At 68.3% G+C, this 16,019-nt stretch carries 16 protein-coding genes; 10 read left to right on the top strand and 6 right to left on the bottom strand.

The window, feature by feature from the left end:
• Window positions 1–152 precede the first annotated feature (152 nt).
• Together EV647_RS24035 and EV647_RS24030 are read left to right on the top strand one after the other, a co-directional pair.
• Window positions 153–1,379, top strand: coding sequence for a lactate racemase domain-containing protein (locus EV647_RS24035; RefSeq protein ID WP_134006525.1), 1,227 nt, complete (start codon window positions 153–155; stop codon window positions 1,377–1,379).
• A 149-nt stretch (window positions 1,380–1,528) separates the two neighbouring features.
• Entirely contained in the window at window positions 1,529–2,980 is a 1,452-nt protein-coding gene (locus EV647_RS24030; RefSeq protein ID WP_134006523.1) for an NAD(P)/FAD-dependent oxidoreductase, read from the top strand.
• A 216-nt stretch (window positions 2,981–3,196) separates the two neighbouring features.
• Here the strand turns inward: EV647_RS24030 and EV647_RS24025 are convergent, their stop codons facing one another.
• Window positions 3,197–4,570 carry a cystathionine beta-synthase gene (locus tag EV647_RS24025; RefSeq protein ID WP_134006521.1) on the bottom strand — a complete coding sequence of 458 codons (1,374 nt, stop codon included), beginning with the start codon at window positions 4,568–4,570 and terminating at the stop codon, window positions 3,197–3,199.
• Window positions 4,571–4,646: 76 nt separating this feature from the next.
• Here EV647_RS24025 and EV647_RS24020 point away from each other — a divergent pair, with 76 nt between their 5' ends.
• Together EV647_RS24020 and EV647_RS24015 are read left to right on the top strand one after the other, a co-directional pair.
• Complete coding sequence (locus EV647_RS24020; protein ID WP_134006519.1) at window positions 4,647–5,675, top strand: SGNH/GDSL hydrolase family protein; 1,029 nt, start codon at window positions 4,647–4,649, stop codon at window positions 5,673–5,675.
• Between the two features lie 114 nt (window positions 5,676–5,789).
• Complete coding sequence (locus EV647_RS24015; RefSeq protein ID WP_130384213.1) at window positions 5,790–6,020, top strand: DUF4287 domain-containing protein; 231 nt, start codon at window positions 5,790–5,792, stop codon at window positions 6,018–6,020.
• Window positions 6,021–6,053: 33 nt separating this feature from the next.
• Here EV647_RS24015 and EV647_RS24010 read toward each other — a convergent pair whose 3' ends face one another.
• The 3 genes from EV647_RS24010 to EV647_RS24000 form a co-directional block, all read right to left on the bottom strand.
• A complete protein-coding gene (locus tag EV647_RS24010; protein WP_134006517.1) occupies window positions 6,054–7,157 on the bottom strand; it encodes a VOC family protein in 1,104 nt (367 codons plus the stop codon).
• A gap of 96 nt (window positions 7,158–7,253) precedes the next feature.
• Window positions 7,254–8,084 carry a Bax inhibitor-1/YccA family protein gene (locus EV647_RS24005; protein ID WP_134006515.1) on the bottom strand — a complete coding sequence of 277 codons (831 nt, stop codon included), beginning with the start codon at window positions 8,082–8,084 and terminating at the stop codon, window positions 7,254–7,256.
• 145 nt (window positions 8,085–8,229) lie between these two features.
• Window positions 8,230–8,997: a DUF4118 domain-containing protein gene (locus tag EV647_RS24000; RefSeq protein ID WP_238177362.1), complete on the bottom strand. Its 768-nt coding sequence runs from the start codon at window positions 8,995–8,997 to the stop codon at window positions 8,230–8,232.
• A 56-nt stretch (window positions 8,998–9,053) separates the two neighbouring features.
• Between EV647_RS24000 and EV647_RS23995 the strand changes: the two genes are divergently transcribed.
• From EV647_RS23995 to EV647_RS23980, 4 genes are all read left to right on the top strand, one after another.
• Window positions 9,054–9,554, top strand: a complete 501-nt coding sequence (locus EV647_RS23995) for a DinB family protein (protein ID WP_134006513.1) — start codon at window positions 9,054–9,056, stop codon at window positions 9,552–9,554.
• A 164-nt stretch (window positions 9,555–9,718) separates the two neighbouring features.
• The gene (locus tag EV647_RS23990; RefSeq protein WP_134006511.1) at window positions 9,719–10,912 is read left to right on the top strand and encodes a GNAT family N-acetyltransferase; all 1,194 of its coding nucleotides are present in this window, start codon (window positions 9,719–9,721) and stop codon (window positions 10,910–10,912) included.
• Between the two features lie 183 nt (window positions 10,913–11,095).
• Window positions 11,096–12,403 carry an NAD(P)/FAD-dependent oxidoreductase gene (locus EV647_RS23985; protein WP_133782922.1) on the top strand — a complete coding sequence of 436 codons (1,308 nt, stop codon included), beginning with the start codon at window positions 11,096–11,098 and terminating at the stop codon, window positions 12,401–12,403.
• A 99-nt stretch (window positions 12,404–12,502) separates the two neighbouring features.
• Window positions 12,503–12,949 (top strand): nitroreductase/quinone reductase family protein, encoded by a 447-nt coding sequence (locus EV647_RS23980; protein ID WP_134006509.1) that lies wholly within the window; start codon window positions 12,503–12,505, stop codon window positions 12,947–12,949.
• Window positions 12,950–13,033: 84 nt separating this feature from the next.
• Here EV647_RS23980 and EV647_RS23975 read toward each other — a convergent pair whose 3' ends face one another.
• Window positions 13,034–13,693, bottom strand: a complete 660-nt coding sequence (locus EV647_RS23975; protein ID WP_134006507.1) for a response regulator transcription factor — start codon at window positions 13,691–13,693, stop codon at window positions 13,034–13,036.
• Between the two features lie 43 nt (window positions 13,694–13,736).
• Entirely contained in the window at window positions 13,737–14,858 is a 1,122-nt protein-coding gene (locus EV647_RS23970) for a sensor histidine kinase (protein ID WP_134006505.1), read from the bottom strand.
• A gap of 104 nt (window positions 14,859–14,962) precedes the next feature.
• Between EV647_RS23970 and EV647_RS23965 the strand changes: the two genes are divergently transcribed.
• Window positions 14,963–15,469, top strand: coding sequence for a glycine cleavage system protein R (locus tag EV647_RS23965; protein ID WP_130384223.1), 507 nt, complete (start codon window positions 14,963–14,965; stop codon window positions 15,467–15,469).
• Window positions 15,466–16,008 (top strand): peptide deformylase, encoded by a 543-nt coding sequence (gene def / locus EV647_RS23960; protein ID WP_134006503.1) that lies wholly within the window; start codon window positions 15,466–15,468, stop codon window positions 16,006–16,008. Before EV647_RS23965 ends, def begins: the two co-directional genes overlap by 4 nt.
• The last annotated feature ends 11 nt before the right edge of the window (window positions 16,009–16,019 follow it).

The following is a 16,019-nucleotide window of genomic DNA, read 5'->3' as shown; positions in this document are numbered from 1 at the left end:
GATCCACCGATAGTCCACCGAGGCACCCGCCGGGTCAACGGCCGGCCGGTTACCGCGTCATCACACGATTCGGCTGTCCACCAAGGGCTTTCGCGCGATCACGCCCCGAGACGATCTGGGCTCACTCGCCGTACGTCGGTAGGGTGCGAGATGTGACTGATGCGGCGGTGATCGGTGGTGTGGGTCAGGTCCTGACCGAGGACGAGGTGACGGCGTTCGTCGGCGGTGTCCTGGCCGGCGCGGGTCTGGAGGGCCGCAGCGTCTGTGTGATCGTCCCGGACGCCACCCGCAGCTGCCCACTTCCCCTGCTCCTGAAGGCGGTCACCGAGGCCCTGAAGGACAGTCAGGTCACGATCCTGGTTGCCCTGGGCACTCATGCGGAGATGACGCCGGATCAGCTCCGCGAGCACCTGGGCGGCGACTACCCGAACGTGATCAACCACGAGTGGTGGAAGCCCGACACGTTCGCCGACCTCGGCACGATCGGTCCCGACCGGGTCGGTGAGATCTCCGACGAGATGCTCCGCGACGAGGTCCCGGTCCGGCTCAACCGCGCCGTCGTCGAGCACGACGTGGCCCTGGTCGTGGGCCCGGTGTTCCCGCACGAGGTGGTCGGTTTCTCCGGCGGCAACAAGTACTTCTTCCCAGGGGTCGCGGGGCAGGAGGTCATCGACTTCTCGCACTGGCTCGGCGCCCTGATCACCAGCGCGAACATCATCGGTACGCCGGGACTCACCCCGGTCCGCGCTCTCATCGACGAGGCCGCCGCACTCATCCCGGCCGAGAAGCTCGCCCTGTCGGTGGTCGCCCAGTCCGGGACGGACGCGCTGCACGCGGTCGCGTTCGGCGACACGATCTCGTCCTGGCGCGCGGCTGCCGAGATCTCCGCGCAGACCCACGTCCGCTACCTGGAGCATCCCGTCCGGCGGGTCGTCTCGGTGATGCCACCGAAGTACGCCGACATCTGGACCGCGGCCAAGGGCTTCTACAAGGTCGAGCCGATCGTCGCGGACGGCGGCGAGGTGATCCTCTACGCGCCGCACGTCACCGAGCTGGCCGCGATGCACCCCGAGATCGCGGAGATCGGCTACCACTGCCGCGACTACTTCATCGGCCAGTGGGACAAGTTCCGCGACCTGCACTGGGGCGTCCTCGCGCACTCCACGCACCTGCGCGGCGCGGGCACCTGGGACCCGGTGAACGGCGAGCACCTCCGTGTCCGGGTCACGCTCGCCACCGGCATCCCCGAGGACGTCGTACGCCGGGCCAACCTCGCCTACCTCGACCCCGCGACGGTCGACCTGGCCGCGTACGAGTCCGACCCGGAGACCTTCGTCGTACCGAATGCCGGCGAGACCCTGTACCGGCTCAAGGTCTAGGCGGACGCCAGACACTCACCAACCGCTCCAATCACGCTCCGGCATCGCCGCTCCACGCTCATCCGCTGCTCGCGGACCGGGTTTGGTGAGTGGCACAGGTCCGCGGACATCTTCCGCCGCGGGGTGACTCGCCGGTAACCTGACCCGCTATGGCTGAGGTCGTGATCATCGGGTCCGGGTTCGCCGGGCTGTGCATGGGTATCAAGCTGCAGCAGGCCGGGTGTGAGGACTTCGTCATCCTCGAGAAGGCGGACGACCTCGGCGGCACCTGGCGGGACAACACCTATCCCGGCTGCGCCTGCGACATCCCGTCGTACCTGTACTCGTTCTCGTTCGAGCAGAACCCGCGCTGGACGCGGATGTTCGCGCCCTGGGACGAGATCCTCGCGTACCTGCGGCACTGCGCGGACAAGTACGGCATCGCGGACAAGATCCGGTACGGCGCCGAGGTCACCGAAGCCGTCTTCGACGAGGCGACCGGCCAGTGGACCGTCACGGTCAACGGCGACGAGACGATCGAGACCCAGTCGCTGGTGGCCGGCGTCGGCAGCCTGCACCGGCCCAAGCTCCCGGACTTCCCAGGCCTCGACTCGTTCGCCGGTACGACGTTCCACTCGGCCGTCTGGGATCACTCGGTGGACCTGCGCGGCCGCAACGTCGCGGTGATCGGGACCGGTGCGTCGGCGATCCAGTTCGTGCCGCAGATCGCTCCACAGGTCGCCCAGCTGGACGTGTACCAGCGGACCCCACCGTGGGTGACGCCGAAGCCGGACCGCGCGATCGGCGGCTGGGAACGCAGGCTGCACCAACGCTTCCCGGCCGGCCAGCGGGCGATCCGCAACGCCATCTACTGGGGTCTCGAGGGTCGCGGCGCCGGCTTCGCGGGGAGCCCGAAGTTGATGAAAGGCCTTGAACTACAGGCGAAACGGCACCTGCGCAAGCAGGTCACCGATCCCGAGCTGCGGGCGAAACTGACCCCGGACTACCAGATCGGCTGCAAGCGGATCCTGATCTCGAACGACTACTATCCCGCGCTCGCCCGGCCGAACGTCGACCTCGTCACCACCCCGATCACGCGGGTCACCCCGACCGGCGTGGTCACCGCCGACGGCACCGAACGGGCCTGCGACACGATCGTGCTCGGCACCGGGTTCGACGTCTCGGCGAACCTGACCCGGATGCCGATCCTCGGCAAGGACGGCGTCGGCCTCGCCGACCACTGGAAGCGCAACGGCATCGGCGCGCACCTCGGCATCACGGTCGCCGGGTACCCGAACCTGTTCCTGCTGGTCGGCCCGAACACGCTCCTCGGCCACTCCTCGATGGTCTTCATGATCGAGGCCCAGGTCCGGTACGTCATGCAGGCCCTGCACCTGCTGCGACGGCGCAACGCGTCGTACGTCGAGGTCCGCGAGGAGGTCCAGGAGCGGTTCGTCGACACCGTCCAGGGCGAGCTCGGCTCCACGGTCTGGCAGTCCGGCTGCACGAGCTGGTACCTGGACGCGGCCGGGCGGAACTCCACGATCTGGCCGGAGTGGACGATGTCGTACTGGCGCCGCACCCGGCGGCTCGATCCGTCGGACTTCGCCGTAGTCCACTAAGGGAGAACCCGGACTCCTTCAGTAGGAGTCCGGGCAGTCCGGCGTACGACCTTGGGATGAAGGAAAGACCGATCCGGAGGCCGATGTCCACCGGCCGGTGCTGAAGGACTCTTGATACATGGAAATCCTTCAGATCGCCGGAGCGGCAGCCATCGTGATCGGCATCGTGATCACGGCGCTGATCGCCATCATCCCATCAGTTGTGGACCGATAAGGTCAGTCGGCGGACAGATGGACCAGTAGGTCCTGCCGGGTCAGCACGCCCACCGGCTTGCCGTCGTCCAGCACCATCAGGGCGTCCCTACCCTCGAGCAGCTCGACCGCCTTCGTGACCGGTTCGCCGGCGCCCAGCGACGGGAGCGCCGCGTCCATGTGCTGCTCGACCATGTCGGCCAGCCGGGCCTTGCCGGAGTACAGGGCGTCCATCAACGTCCGCTCCGACACCGCGCCGGCCACCTCGGCCGCCATCACCGGCGGCTCCGCACGGACGACGGGCATCTGCGAGACGCCGTATTCACGCAGGATCGCGACCGCCTCGGCGATCGTCTCGTGCGGGTGGGTGTGCACCAGCGGCGGCAGGCTGCCGTCCTTGCCGGCCAGCACGTCACCGAGCGTGGTGCCCTGCCGGCTGTTCGCCAGAAAGCCGTACTGCGCGAGCCAGTCGTCGTTGAACACCTTCGTCAGGTAGCCGCGGCCGCCGTCCGGCAGCAGCACCACGATGACAGCGTCGGGGTCGTCGAGCTCCTTCGCCAGCTTGATGGCCGCCGCGGCTGCCATCCCGGCCGAGCCGCCGACCAGCATCGCCTCCTCGCGCGCGAGCCGCCGGGTGAGCGCGAACGAGTCCGCGTCCGACACCTCGATGACGCGGTCACAGATGTCGCGGTCGTACGTCTCCGGCCAGAAGTCCTCGCCGACACCCTCGACCAGGTACGGCCGGCCGGTGCCGCCGGAGTACACCGAGCCCTCCGGGTCGGCGCCGATGATCTGCACCCGGCCGCCGGAGACCTCCTTCAGGTACTTCCCGGTGCCGCTGATCGTGCCGCCGGTGCCGACGCCCGCGACGAAGTGCGTGATCTTGCCCTCGGTCTGCTCCCAGAGCTCCGGGCCGGTGGTCTCGTAGTGCGAGCGCGGGTTGTTCTGGTTCGCGTACTGGTTCGGCTTCCAGGCGCCCTCGATCTCGCGGACCAGGCGGTCGGAGACGTTGTAGTACGAGTCCGGGTGCTCGGGGGCGACCGCAGTCGGGCAGACCACGACGTCGGCGCCGTACGCCTTGAGCACGTTGCGCTTGTCCTCGCTGACCTTGTCCGGGCAGACGAAGACGCACTTGTAGCCCTTCTGCTGGGCGACCATCGCGAGCCCGACACCGGTGTTGCCGGACGTCGGCTCGACGATCGTGCCGCCGGGCTTGAGCTCGCCGGAGGCCTCCGCGGCTTCGATCATCCGGACCGCGATCCGGTCCTTCACCGAGCCGCCCGGGTTGAAGTACTCGACCTTGGCGAGCACGAGGGGCTTGGCACCGTCAGTGGTCTTGGACAGCCTCACCAGCGGGGTGTTGCCGACGAGGTCCAGGAGAGAGTCTGCGTAGCGCACATCTTTACTGTAGTGATGCTCGTGTCTTTCCCCTATTTTCACTTGCGTCGTCGTAACGCCGTGTAATGCTTAACTCATGAGTAGAGCCCGGGCAGCCAAGAAACTGGCCCAGGCCGCAGCCTACGGGGGCGGGGGACTCGGACTCATCGGTGCCACGTTGTACGGCGTACTGACCGCGGAGGCCGAGTACGCCAAGCGCGTGATCGGACCGACGAGGTACTACCCCACTCCGGGCAACGGCCTGTACGGCCGGTATCCAGGACATCCGATCACCTTCGCCATGATCGGCGACTCCAGTGCCGCCGGATACGGCACCGAGACGCCGGACGAGACTCCCGGGGTGCTGCTCGCCTCCGGCCTGGCCGAGCTGGCGGAACGGCCGGTGCGGCTGGTCGACGTGTCGAAGACCGGGGCGAAGTCGACGGATCTGGCCGCGCAGGTCGACGCCGCGTTACAGGCCGGTCCGCACATCGCCGTCATCCTGATCGGCGTCAACGACGTGAAGGCGAAGATGCCGCCGTCGACCTCGGTCCGGTTGCTGTCGGCCGCCGTACGCCGGTTGCGCGCCGCGAACTGTGAGGTGGTGGTGGGCACCTGCCCCGACCTCGGAGTGGTCCGGACGATCATGCCGCCGCTGCGACAGGTCGCCCGGTCCTGGAGCCACCGGCTGGCCGCCGCTCAGACCATTGCAGTCGTCGAAGCAGGCGGCCGCTCCGTGTCGTTGGGCTCGTTGCTCGGCGAGGTGTTCGCCTCCAACCCCTCGATGTGGGGCCGGGACAACTTCCACCCGTCGGCCACCGGATACACCGCCGCGTCGGCCGCCCTGCTGCCGTCGGTGGCTGCCGCGATGGGCGTCGGGACCGAGTCGTTCGTGCACCCGGAGCAGTTCCGCGGCGAGGCGATCCTGCCGATCGCGGAAGCCGCCGTACAGGCTGCTCGCCAGGCCGGCACCGAGGTCGCGGCCACTGAGGTCGCCGGGCGTTCGCGTGGTCCCAGCGGCCGGTGGGCCGCGTTGCGCCACCGCCGCCGGCACCCGAAGGCCGAGGTCGATCGGGTGGACGAACCGACCGAGGGCAGTCCCGACGCCGTGCCGGTGTGCCAATAGTTGCTGGCTTGTGCGTCCGCTGAGCGGCGACTTTCATGTCGGGAGTCTTGCCTCCGGGCGGCCACGTGGTGCACAGTCGATAACTACGCGGTACCCCGATAACGGGAGGCGAAGATGGGCTTGAACCACTCCGAGGAGACGCATCAGCGTTTGGTGGAGGCCGTGCCCAGATGCACCGGACGCGCAATGACCGAGTGGTTCCAGCTGATGAACGACGGACCGTCGTTCCTGCGCTTCGACGACAGAGTGAGATGGCTGGCCGGCGAGTACGCACTCGCGCACGGGCACGCTACCGCCATCGTCCATGAGTTCGATCTCGTCAAGGCGCATCGGCGAATGGGCTGAGCCGCAAAGGAGACAACTCGAAGACCTGCCCTTTCAGGTGGAGGGGCAGGTCTTTCGCGCTCCGATGACCACCTCGTTGCCCTCTGGATCGGCAACCAGGTAAGGCTTCTCGTCCAGCAGCCGCCCACCCGCTTGCAACGCTGTCTCGACCCGTTCCGCCACAGCGTCCTCCGGTACGTCGAGCTCGAAGTGGATCCGGTTCCGCTGCCGCCGGGGCTCCTCCAGCTCCTGGAAGAACAGCACCGGGTTCAAGCGCCGCGGGTCGTAGATGTCCGTGAGGTGCGGCCGGGCGTCCTCGGCGTAGCCCAGCAGCGTCAACCAGAACGCCCGGACCGCCGGTACGTCGACCGCGTCGATCCCGAACTGCACGAACCGCAACCGCGCGGGGTCCGCGCGCAACCCGAGATCCTTCGCCGCGGCCTCGACCTGCGTGGCCAGCGCGACGAAGTTCGGATCCGCGCTGTCGCCGTCCTCCCACTGGTCCTTGCCGCTGTCGAGCACGACACCTTCCGCTCGTACGTCGATCATCAGCGGAATGCCCGCGGCGTCTGCCAACTCGGCCACCTTCGTCACCAGCTGCGCCGGTGACGAGGTCGGGTAGAACGTCATCGCGGCAAACAACGCCAGCCAATCGGTCGTCCCCGGCAGCGGATCCCCCGGCACCAGATCGACCTCGTTCCCCTCGTCGTCGGGCAGCATCACGCCGTACGCCCCGGACGGTTCACGCCCCGTCACCGCGCGCGCCTCGTCCACCGCCGCCGACGGCCGGACCACGTCGACGTGGATCCGGTTGCGGAGCGGCCGAGGTTCTTCGAGGCGTCGTACGGCGAATTTCGGATCCCGCCGGAGCGGATCGTCGAGACCGTCCGGTCGTTCGTAGCCCAGTGCGGTCTGCCAGAACGTCCGCACCGCGGCCGGTTCGGCCGCCTCAATCACCACGCCGAGGGACTGCGCACCAGCAGGATTCGCCACTAACCCGAGCTCTCGGGCCACACCGGCGATCCCCTCCGCCGTCGGCACCCGCACCCCACGGGCCCGCAGGTCGACATCGGGCGTCCCGCCCGGAAACTCAGCCAGCCGGGCCACGAGTGCGGCGCCTGCGGCGTGCGAGGGAGCGTCGTACCAAGCAGTGGTCATGGGACCACCGTAGAGCGGGAACCGGACGACCAGCGTCCGGAAAGCCGGAAGGGCCGGCCCACCTGGACCGGCCCTTCCGTTGTTCGGTACCCGCTGTCAGTCGCCGCCGCGCAGGATGGCGAGGATCCGCAGGATGTTCCAGTACAGCCAGACCAGGGTGACGGTCAGGCCGAACGCGGCCCGCCAGGCCTCGTTCTGCGGGGCGCCTTGGCGGACGCCCTGCTCGACCATGTCGAAGTCGAGGATCAGGTTGAACACCGCGAGGCCGGCGCCGAGCGCGGCGAACAGCAGGCCCATCGGGCCCATACCGCTGATGCCGGTGCTGATCCCGAACAGGCTCAGCACCAGGTTGATCAGCAGCACGCCGGCAAAGCCCGCCGTACCGATGATCACCATCTTGGTGAACTTCGGCGTCACCTTGATCGCGAAGTACTTGTACGTCGCCAGCGTCAGGCCGGCCGTCACCATCGTGGCCAGCACGGCCTGCACGATGATGCCGGAGTCACCGACCCAGGCGGCGATGAACTTGCTGCCGATCCCGAGGAACACACCCTCGGCCGCGGCGTACAGCATCACCAGCGCCGGGCTCACCTTGCGGGAGAACGACAGCACCATGGCAAGCGCGAACCCGACCAGTGCGCCGGCCAGGAACGCCGGCTTGACGAACTCGACGGGGATCCGCCACCACGCCAGCGCGGCGGCCAGCACGACCACGCCGAGCGTCACCGCGGTCTTGACGATCACGTCGTCCAACGTCATGGGGCGGCTCGAGGCCGGAGCCCCTGGGTACTGCTGCTGCGGCGGCATACCCGATCCGCCGTAGCCGTATGGGCTCTGCTGACCGTACGGAGCGGCCCCCGGATAGGCCTGGCCGTGGCCAGGCGCGAACGCACTCGACCGGTTCAGCACCGGGTTACTGCTCTGCATCTCTTCCTCCTGATGACCCACATCCGGGGCCGTATCGAGATACTACGGTCCCACCCTTAACAACATCTGAGAATCCATCGACCATTCCGCACCAAAAGAGGCGAATATCCATCGCTCCCCGATGTATTCGCCTGCAATACAAGGCTCAGACGTGCGGGCGGACGGGGTCCTGGGTGGTGAGGGCGGCGCCTACCTGGTCGGCGAGGGCTACGGCTACCAGGCGTTGTTCGAGGTCGGGGCGGGCGATCCGGCTGGCGGCGGTGAGGAGGAAATGGCCGCGGGTCTCGCCGGCGTGCTGGACGGTGAGCTCGATCTCGGCGTTCGTCGGCAGGCCGTCGCGTTCGACCTTCAGGACGTGCGGTCCGCGCGTCACGGAGCCGTCCGGGTTCAACCGCGGCGCCTGGGTCTGCTTGCTGCCGGCAACGAACTTGGCGCCGTCGATGCCCAGTACGGCGGTCAGTTCGGCGCGCACCTGCTCGATCAGATCGTCGGTGGACCCACCGGTCGCGACCGCCTGCGAGACCGTGATCACGCCGTCCAGGTAGCCACCCCGCCGGGACGCTTTCGCTTGTTGCTCACGGCCCCAGATCGCGATCTGCGTGACCGCGATCCCGATCACCAGCAGCAGTACGGCCTGCTCCACGTCGTTGCTGCTGTCGATGGTGAAGCTGTCGTACGGCACGGTCAGGAAGAAGTCGAACCACACCGCGCTCGACACCGCCGCGATCACCCCGGCGAGCCGGATCCCGAACACGGCGACCGCCACGATCACGACAACGAGCAGCAACGCCGCGTTCGCGTTGTCGAAGTGCTCCCGGAACGGCGTCAGCAGCAAACACACCACCGGAGGGACCAGCACCGACGCCGTCAGGACCGGAGTCCGATAGTTCTCCACCTCTCCATTGATGCGCATGACCCCCACCGGATCAACAGTTCTCACAAGGTCTGTTCATCCGTACCGTGGGTCGCATGCCCGAGATCGCCCGCATCCGGCCTGCCGAGGACACCGACGAACGCGGCACGCTGACCGGCTTGCTCGACTTCCTCCGCGCAACCGTCGAACTCAAAGCCACCGGCCTGACCGACGAGCAGGCGTTCGCCCACCCGGTCCACCCGTCCGCGCTCACTCCGGGCGGAATCGTCAAGCACCTGACCGGGGTGGAGCGCTTCTGGTTCGCGATCGACTTCGCCGGACAGGACGTTGAATGGCCCTGGACGGAGGAGGATCCGCACGGCTGCTTCCCCATCGAGCCTGGAGACACGATCGACGGTGTGCTGGCGGCGTACCGCGCCGAATGCGCGCGTTCCCGCGCGATCACCGCGGCTGCCTCGCTCGACGAGCGGGCGCACTCGGAAGGGATGACGTTCACCCTGCGCTACGCGCTCGCGCACCTGATCGAGGAAACCGCCCGCCACCTCGGCCACCTCGACCTCCTCCGCGAGTCCACCGACGGCCTGGTCGGCGAATAGTTGAGGGGTGCTTTTGGACAGGAGGTGTCGGGTGGCTGGGTAGTGCACCTGAGCGTGATTGTGGTCCTGCGTACGGTGTCTCGGTGGTGCTCTACCTGTCGAGCCGGCACACCAGCTGAATAACCGGTGGCTGGTCGGATATTCGTCTGCGTAAGTTGCATCGCATGCACCGAATCCGACTGGCTACCGACGCGGACATCACCTTTCTGGCCGACGTGACGCTGGCCGCTACCGGCGCGCAGGGGCGTCTGCCGGCCGACTTCGACGAGGCTGCTTGGCGGGCCCGGTTCGCCGAGTGGAGCCGGGAGTCGATCGAGGATCCCACCACCGAGCTGTACGTCGTCGAGGTCGACGGGCGTCGCGCCGGTCGCCTGCGGGTCAGCCGTACGCCGGAATTCGTCGAGGTGAACGGCATCCAGCTCCACCCCGACGTCCAGAACCGCGGCGTCGGTACGGCGATCCTCACGGCGTTGCAGTCCGAGGCCGCGAGGTCCGGCGTACCGCTGAAGCTGAACGTCGAGCGGGACAATCCGGACGCGCGCCGCCTGTACGAGCGCCTCGGTTTCACGAAGACCGGCGAGGACAAGGGCGAGGATGTGCTGCAGTGGTCGAAGGCCGCGGAGCAGAATCGGTTGTGGAACGCGGACGTCGCGGAGCGGTACGACACTCCCGGCGACGGGATGTTCGCGGCGGATGTGCTCGGGCCGACAGTGGAGCGCCTGGCCGAGCTCGCCGACGGTGGGCGGGCGCTCGAGTTCGCGATCGGCACCGGGCGGGTCGCCGTACCGCTGTCGGAGTACGGCGTACCTGTGAGCGGGATCGAACTGTCGGACGCGATGCTCCAACAGCTGCGGAAGAAGGCCGACGCGGAGACGATCCCGGTCGTCGCGGGCGACATGGCGACGGCTCGTGCACCTGGCGAGTTCACCCTCGTCTACTTGGTCTTCAACACGATCTCGAACCTGCTCACGCAGGAGGAACAGGTCGAGTGCTTCCGGAACGCCGCCCGCCACCTCTCCCCCGGCGGCCGTTTCGTGATCGAGCTCTGGGTCCCCGAACTGCGCCGCCTCCCACCCGGCGTCCCCGCCACCGTCGGCGTCGCCGATCCCGGCTACATCCTGTTGGACACGTACGACGTACTGAAGCAACACGTCGTCTCGCACCACTTCCACTTCGGCGAAGGCACCGAGGCACGCCTGGGACGAACCCCGCACCGCTACATCTGGCCCGCCGAACTGGACCTGATGGCCCAACTGGCCGGCTTCACCCTCGAGTCCCGCCACGCCGACTGGACCAACACCGAATTCACCGCCGACTCCCCCTCCCACGTCTCCGTCTACCGCCTGTCCACCGCGTAGCGGTTGTGTGTCGGGGGTGGTGGGTACTGGCCGCGGGATCCACCATGAGGGGATGAGAGCTCCCTCGGGTGGGGGATGTTCGGTGGGTGAGATCACTCGCGAGAGGGTTTGTGAAATCTTTCACGAGCGTTTAGCGTTGAAGTGAACATGAAGTCGGAGATCCACTCAGGGAGAGTGAACCCCATGACAGCCCAGGTGCCGCACATCCTCGTCGTCGGAGGCGGTTACGTCGGGATGTACACCGCGTACGGCCTGCGCCGCGCCGCCCGTAAGGGTCGGATCCGGGTGACTGTGGTCGACCCGCGGTCGGTGATGACCTACCAGCCGTTCCTGCCGGAAGCCGCGGCCGGTTCGGTGGAGCCGCGGCACGTCGTGGTGCCGCTGCGCAAGACCCTCAAGGGCTGCCGGGTGGTGACGGGTCGCGTGACGGGGATCGATCACGCGAACAAGGTCGCCAAGGTGATGCCCGAGGAGGGCCCGGAGTACGAGCTCGCCTACGACCAGATCGTGGTCGCGCTCGGCTCGATCGCCCGCACGCTGCCCATCCCCGGCCTGGCCGAGGAAGCGACCGGGTTCAAGAACGTCGAAGAGGCCATCGCCCTGCGCAACAAGGTCCTGGACCGGCTCGACGTCGCGTCGTCGCAGCCCGACCCCGCGCTGCGCAAGTCCGCGCTCACGTTCGTCTTCATCGGCGGCGGGTACGCCGGTGTGGAGGCGTTCGCCGAGCTCGAGGACATGGCCCGCTACGCCACCCGCTACTACGACAACATCAAGCCCGAGGACATGCGCTGGGTCCTGGTCGAGGCCACCAACCGGATCCTCCCCGAGGTCGGCACGGATCTCGGCAAGTACACCGTGGACCAGCTCCGCAAGCGGAACATGGACATCCGGCTGGAGACCCGGCTGGAGTCCTGCGAGAAGGGTCACGTGATCCTCAGTGACGGCGAGGAGTTCGACGCCGACACGATCGTCTGGACCGCGGGCGTGAAGGCGAATCCGGCGCTTGCCGCGACCGACTTCCCGCTGGACGAGAAGGGCCGGGTCAAGACGCTGCCGAACCTGCGGATCGAGGGTGTCGACGACGCCTGGACCGCCGGCGACAACGCCGCCGTACCGGACCTGACGAGTGAGACCGGTGCGTACTGCGCCCCGAACGCGCAGCACGCCGTACGGCAGGCGCGTCGCCTCGCGGCGAACATCCTCCGGGTGGTCGACGGGCAGCCGCCACAGGACTACGAGCACAAGTACGTCGGCTCTGTCGCGAGCCTCGGCCTGCACAAGGGCGTCGCGCAGCTGTACGGCGTGAAGGTGAAGGGCTGGCTGGCCTGGTTCCTGCACCGGACCTACCACGTGTCCCGCGTACCCACCTTCAACCGGAAGGCCCGCGTCATCCTGGACTGGACCCTGGCGCTGTTCTTCCGCCGCGAGGTCACCAGCCTCGGCAGCCTGCAGACCCCGAACGAAGAGTTCCGCCGGGCAACGCAGTCGTAGCGAAACACCTGATCGGCCGGGCCCCCAACTCGCCGGGGGCCCGGCCTTCTTTTCGCCGTCCCGCTCTGCGACGCTGTGCACGAGTGTCTGGAGGGGGACATGAGTAAAGCGATGCTGCCGCCGCGCTGGTTCGTCCGCGCGGCCTGGAAGGTCCATCGAGGTCTCTACAACGCCAGCAAGGGCCGCAAAGGTCTCTCACGACCGCGGGGCAAGAAGTACGGCCTGTTGCGGCTCACCGTGATCGGCCGGCGGACCGGGGAACCGCGGAGCGTGATTCTCGGGTACGTCGAGGACGGGCCGAACCTGGTCACCCTCGCGATGAACGGCTGGGGCGCACCCGAACCGGCCTGGTGGCTGAATCTGCTGGCGCACCCGGACGCCGAGGCCGTCCTCGTCGACGGGCAACGACCGGTCCGCGGACGCGCCGCGGAGGGCGGGGAACGCACGCGGCTGTGGGGCCGCTGGCAGGAGCTCGACAAGAACCTCGACGAGTACGCCGATCGCCGCCCGAGAACGACCGCGGTGGTGGTGCTCGAACCGCGTTAGTCGCGCAGCAGACCGACGTCTCGTGGTGTGCTTGAGCCGCGTTATTCGTGCGGCAGGGCGGCGTCGTGGTGTGCTCGAACCGCGTCAGTCGCGCAGCAGGTCCGCGTCGTGGACGAGGAGGGCGATCTGGACTCGGTTGTTCAGGTCGAGTTTCGTGAGGATGCGGGAGACGTGCGTCTTCACGGTCGGGACGCTGAGGTAGAGCGTCGCGCTGATCTCGGCGTTCGACTTCCCCTCGCCGACGGCGACAGCGATCTCGCGTTCACGGTCGTTCAGGTCCGCGAGGCGGGCGGCGGCCTTGGTCTTGCGGTTGTCCTGGCCGGAGTCGGCGACGCGGGTGATGAGGCGTTTGGTGACGGCCGGCGAGAGGACGGGATGTCCGGCCGCGATCCGGCGTACCGACTCGACGATCTCGGCGGGCGGGGTGTCCTTCAGGATGAACCCGGCGGCGCCGGCGCGGAGGGCGCGCAGGACGTGCTCGTCGGCGTCGAAGGTGGTGAGGATGACGACCTCAGGCGCGCCCGGGCGGCGCCGTACCGCTTCTGTCGCGGTCAGGCCGTCGGTGCCGGGCATCCGGATGTCCATCAGGATCACGTCCGGAGCGAGCCGGTCGATCAGGCCCTGTACGCCGGACCCGTCACCAGCCTCCCCGACCACACGGATGTCCTCTGCGCCGCCCAGCATCAACTTCAGCCCGGCCCGCAACAACGGATCGTCATCCACGATCAACACCCGAATGGTCATGAGCCACAGCCTCCTGACCCTGGAGGCGCGCCATTCAACACCGTCATGCGGGCCACGGTAGCCAGGCGTGGAGGCGGAAGTCGCCTTCGGGGGTGCGGCCGTGTTCGACGCGGCCTTCGACCAGGGCGGCGCGTTCGCTGAGGCCCTTCAAACCTTGGCCGTCGCCGCGCCGGCGGTTCGGCGCCGGGTTGCGCAGCTCGACCGACAGTCCGTTGCCTGGGGCACCGGTCACGCTGATCGTCACCCGCTCCCCCGGCGCATGCTTGACCGCGTTCGTCAGACCTTCCTGCACGATCCGGTACGCCGTACGCCCGACGTGCTCCGGCATCGCGCCCGGAGCATCCAGCGTCAACTCGACCGGAATGCCCGCCTCCCGCGAACCCTCCACGAGCGCAGGCAAGTCAGCGAACGCAGGCTGCGGGAGCTCGCCGACAGGAGCGCGCAGTACGCCGATCACCTCGCGGAGATCCTGCAGCGCCTGGTGTGCGCTCGCCCGGATGATCTCCGCGGCACCCGCGACCTCGGCCGTGGACGCGTCCGGGCGGTACGCCAACGCACCGGCATGCACGCTGAGCAACGACAGCCGATGCCCGAGTACGTCGTGCATCTCGCGAGCGATCTCCTCGCGCGCCCGCAGCTGCGCCTGCTCGGCCTGCAGTGTCGCCACGGTCTCGGCCCGATCCGCCCGGTCCCGCAGCGTCTGCAGGAGCTGCCGCCGGGACCGGATGTAGAACCCCCAGCCCGCCATGGCGGCGTACAGAGTGATGCCGATGAGGAGCTGAGTTTTCCAGTCCTCCTTGTGCCGCACCTGGAGATAGCTGAGCGTGGCGACGAAGTTCAGCGCGAAGACCCAGATCGAGGTCCGCCACGGCTTGTGGACGGCGACGGTCATGACCAGCACGAGCGTCGGCCCGGCCGCGGCGTCGGAGTACACCGAGACGGCGGCCGCGAGAATCGCCAGTGGGACGGGCCAGCGGCGCCGGAACCACAGGGTCAGGCACAGCGCCATGCCCGACCAGAAGTCGATCGCGATCAGCGTCCGCGGCACCGCATCGCCCTCACCCTCGCTGTAGGCGAGCAGCGCGAGGCACACCGCGAGCACGAACGACACACTGTCCACGACCCAGTTCATGGCCGTACGACGCGGACGCTTGCGCTCACTCATGACTTGAATGTAGCGGTGGGTAAGCGATCTCCGGGGTGGATGCGGGTGTCCGGATACCGAAGTCGGTGCGATCAGGTACTTAGGTCGGCGGTAGGTTGCCGGGCATGAGTCAGCTCGCTGTCACCGTCATCGGCCCGGACCGCCCGGGGATCATCGCCGACGTCACCGAGGCCCTGGTCGGTACCGGGGTCAACCTCGAGGACTCGACCATGACGCTGCTGCGCGGCCACTTCGCGATGATGATCGTCTGCGCCGGACCGTTCGACGAGGTGAAGTCGGCGCTCGAGCCACTGCGCGGCGAGCTGGTCATCACGGTCCGCAAGATGGGCCCCGAGCACGAGCATGCGCCGATCGGTGCGCCGTACATGCTGAGCGTCCACGGCGCGGACCGGCCGGGGATCGTGGCGGCGGTGACGCGGATGATCGCGGCCGCCGGAGGCACGATCACGGATCTGGCGACGCGGCTGAGCGGCGGGCTGTACGTGCTGACCGCGGAGGTCGAGCTGCCGCCGACGGCGGAGCTCGAGATGCTGGACCGGGCGCTCGAGATCACCGCCGAGGAACTCGGAGTGGGTGTCACGCTGCGCCCGGCCGAGAGCGACGAACTGTGATCACGGACTGGTCCCCTGCGCGTCTGGATGTCCAGGGCGCCGTACTCGAGGTCGTCCGCGCGCCGCACCCGGTGCTCGCGACGGAGAGCGCGGAGGTGGACCCGCTCGACCCGGACATGATCCAGCTCGCCGCGGACCTCGTGGCGACCATGCGGGTCTCGCCCGGGTGCGTCGGACTCGCGGCGCCGCAGGTTGGTGTCGCTGCGCAGATGTTCTCGCTCGACGTGACCAATCACCCGAAGACGCGTACCTGTCACGGCGTCTTCGTTCTGTGCAACGCGGTCGTCGTCGAGGCCTCACGCAACGAGAAGGCTCGCGAAGGGTGCATGTCGGTGCCGGACTTCACCGGCGACGTCAAACGTGCGACCCGGCTGACGGTCACCGGAGTCCTGCCCGGTACGACGGACCAGGTCACGATCACCACCGACGCGTTCGAGGCCCGCGCACTCCAGCACGAGATCGACCACTGCAGCGGAAAGCTGTTCCTGGACCGAGTAGCCGGCGCCCACGCCGTGTACCCCCGAAAGACCTACCTGTAACGAGTACCCTC

It is taken from the genome of Kribbella sp. VKM Ac-2566 (genome assembly GCF_004366005.1).
In the GTDB taxonomy this organism is placed as follows: Bacteria; Actinomycetota; Actinomycetes; order Propionibacteriales; family Kribbellaceae; genus Kribbella; species Kribbella pratensis.
This window is presented reverse-complemented; position numbering and strand designations above follow the sequence as displayed.

Coding starts and splice junctions, on each gene's coding strand:
- EV647_RS24030 (WP_134006523.1), top strand. CDS start 1,529: ATGGCTGAGGTCGTGATCATCGGGTCCGGGTTCGCCGGGCTGTGCATG.
- EV647_RS24020 (WP_134006519.1), top strand. CDS start 4,647: ATGAGTAGAGCCCGGGCAGCCAAGAAACTGGCCCAGGCCGCAGCCTAC.
- EV647_RS24015 (WP_130384213.1), top strand. CDS start 5,790: ATGGGCTTGAACCACTCCGAGGAGACGCATCAGCGTTTGGTGGAGGCC.
- EV647_RS24010 (WP_134006517.1), bottom strand. CDS start 7,157: ATGACCACTGCTTGGTACGACGCTCCCTCGCACGCCGCAGGCGCCGCA.
- EV647_RS24005 (WP_134006515.1), bottom strand. CDS start 8,084: ATGCAGAGCAGTAACCCGGTGCTGAACCGGTCGAGTGCGTTCGCGCCT.
- EV647_RS24000 (WP_238177362.1), bottom strand. CDS start 8,997: ATGCGCATCAATGGAGAGGTGGAGAACTATCGGACTCCGGTCCTGACG.
- EV647_RS23995 (WP_134006513.1), top strand. CDS start 9,054: ATGCCCGAGATCGCCCGCATCCGGCCTGCCGAGGACACCGACGAACGC.
- EV647_RS23990 (WP_134006511.1), top strand. CDS start 9,719: ATGCACCGAATCCGACTGGCTACCGACGCGGACATCACCTTTCTGGCC.
- EV647_RS23985 (WP_133782922.1), top strand. CDS start 11,096: ATGACAGCCCAGGTGCCGCACATCCTCGTCGTCGGAGGCGGTTACGTC.
- EV647_RS23980 (WP_134006509.1), top strand. CDS start 12,503: ATGAGTAAAGCGATGCTGCCGCCGCGCTGGTTCGTCCGCGCGGCCTGG.
- EV647_RS23975 (WP_134006507.1), bottom strand. CDS start 13,693: ATGACCATTCGGGTGTTGATCGTGGATGACGATCCGTTGTTGCGGGCC.
- EV647_RS23970 (WP_134006505.1), bottom strand. CDS start 14,858: ATGAGTGAGCGCAAGCGTCCGCGTCGTACGGCCATGAACTGGGTCGTG.
- EV647_RS23965 (WP_130384223.1), top strand. CDS start 14,963: ATGAGTCAGCTCGCTGTCACCGTCATCGGCCCGGACCGCCCGGGGATC.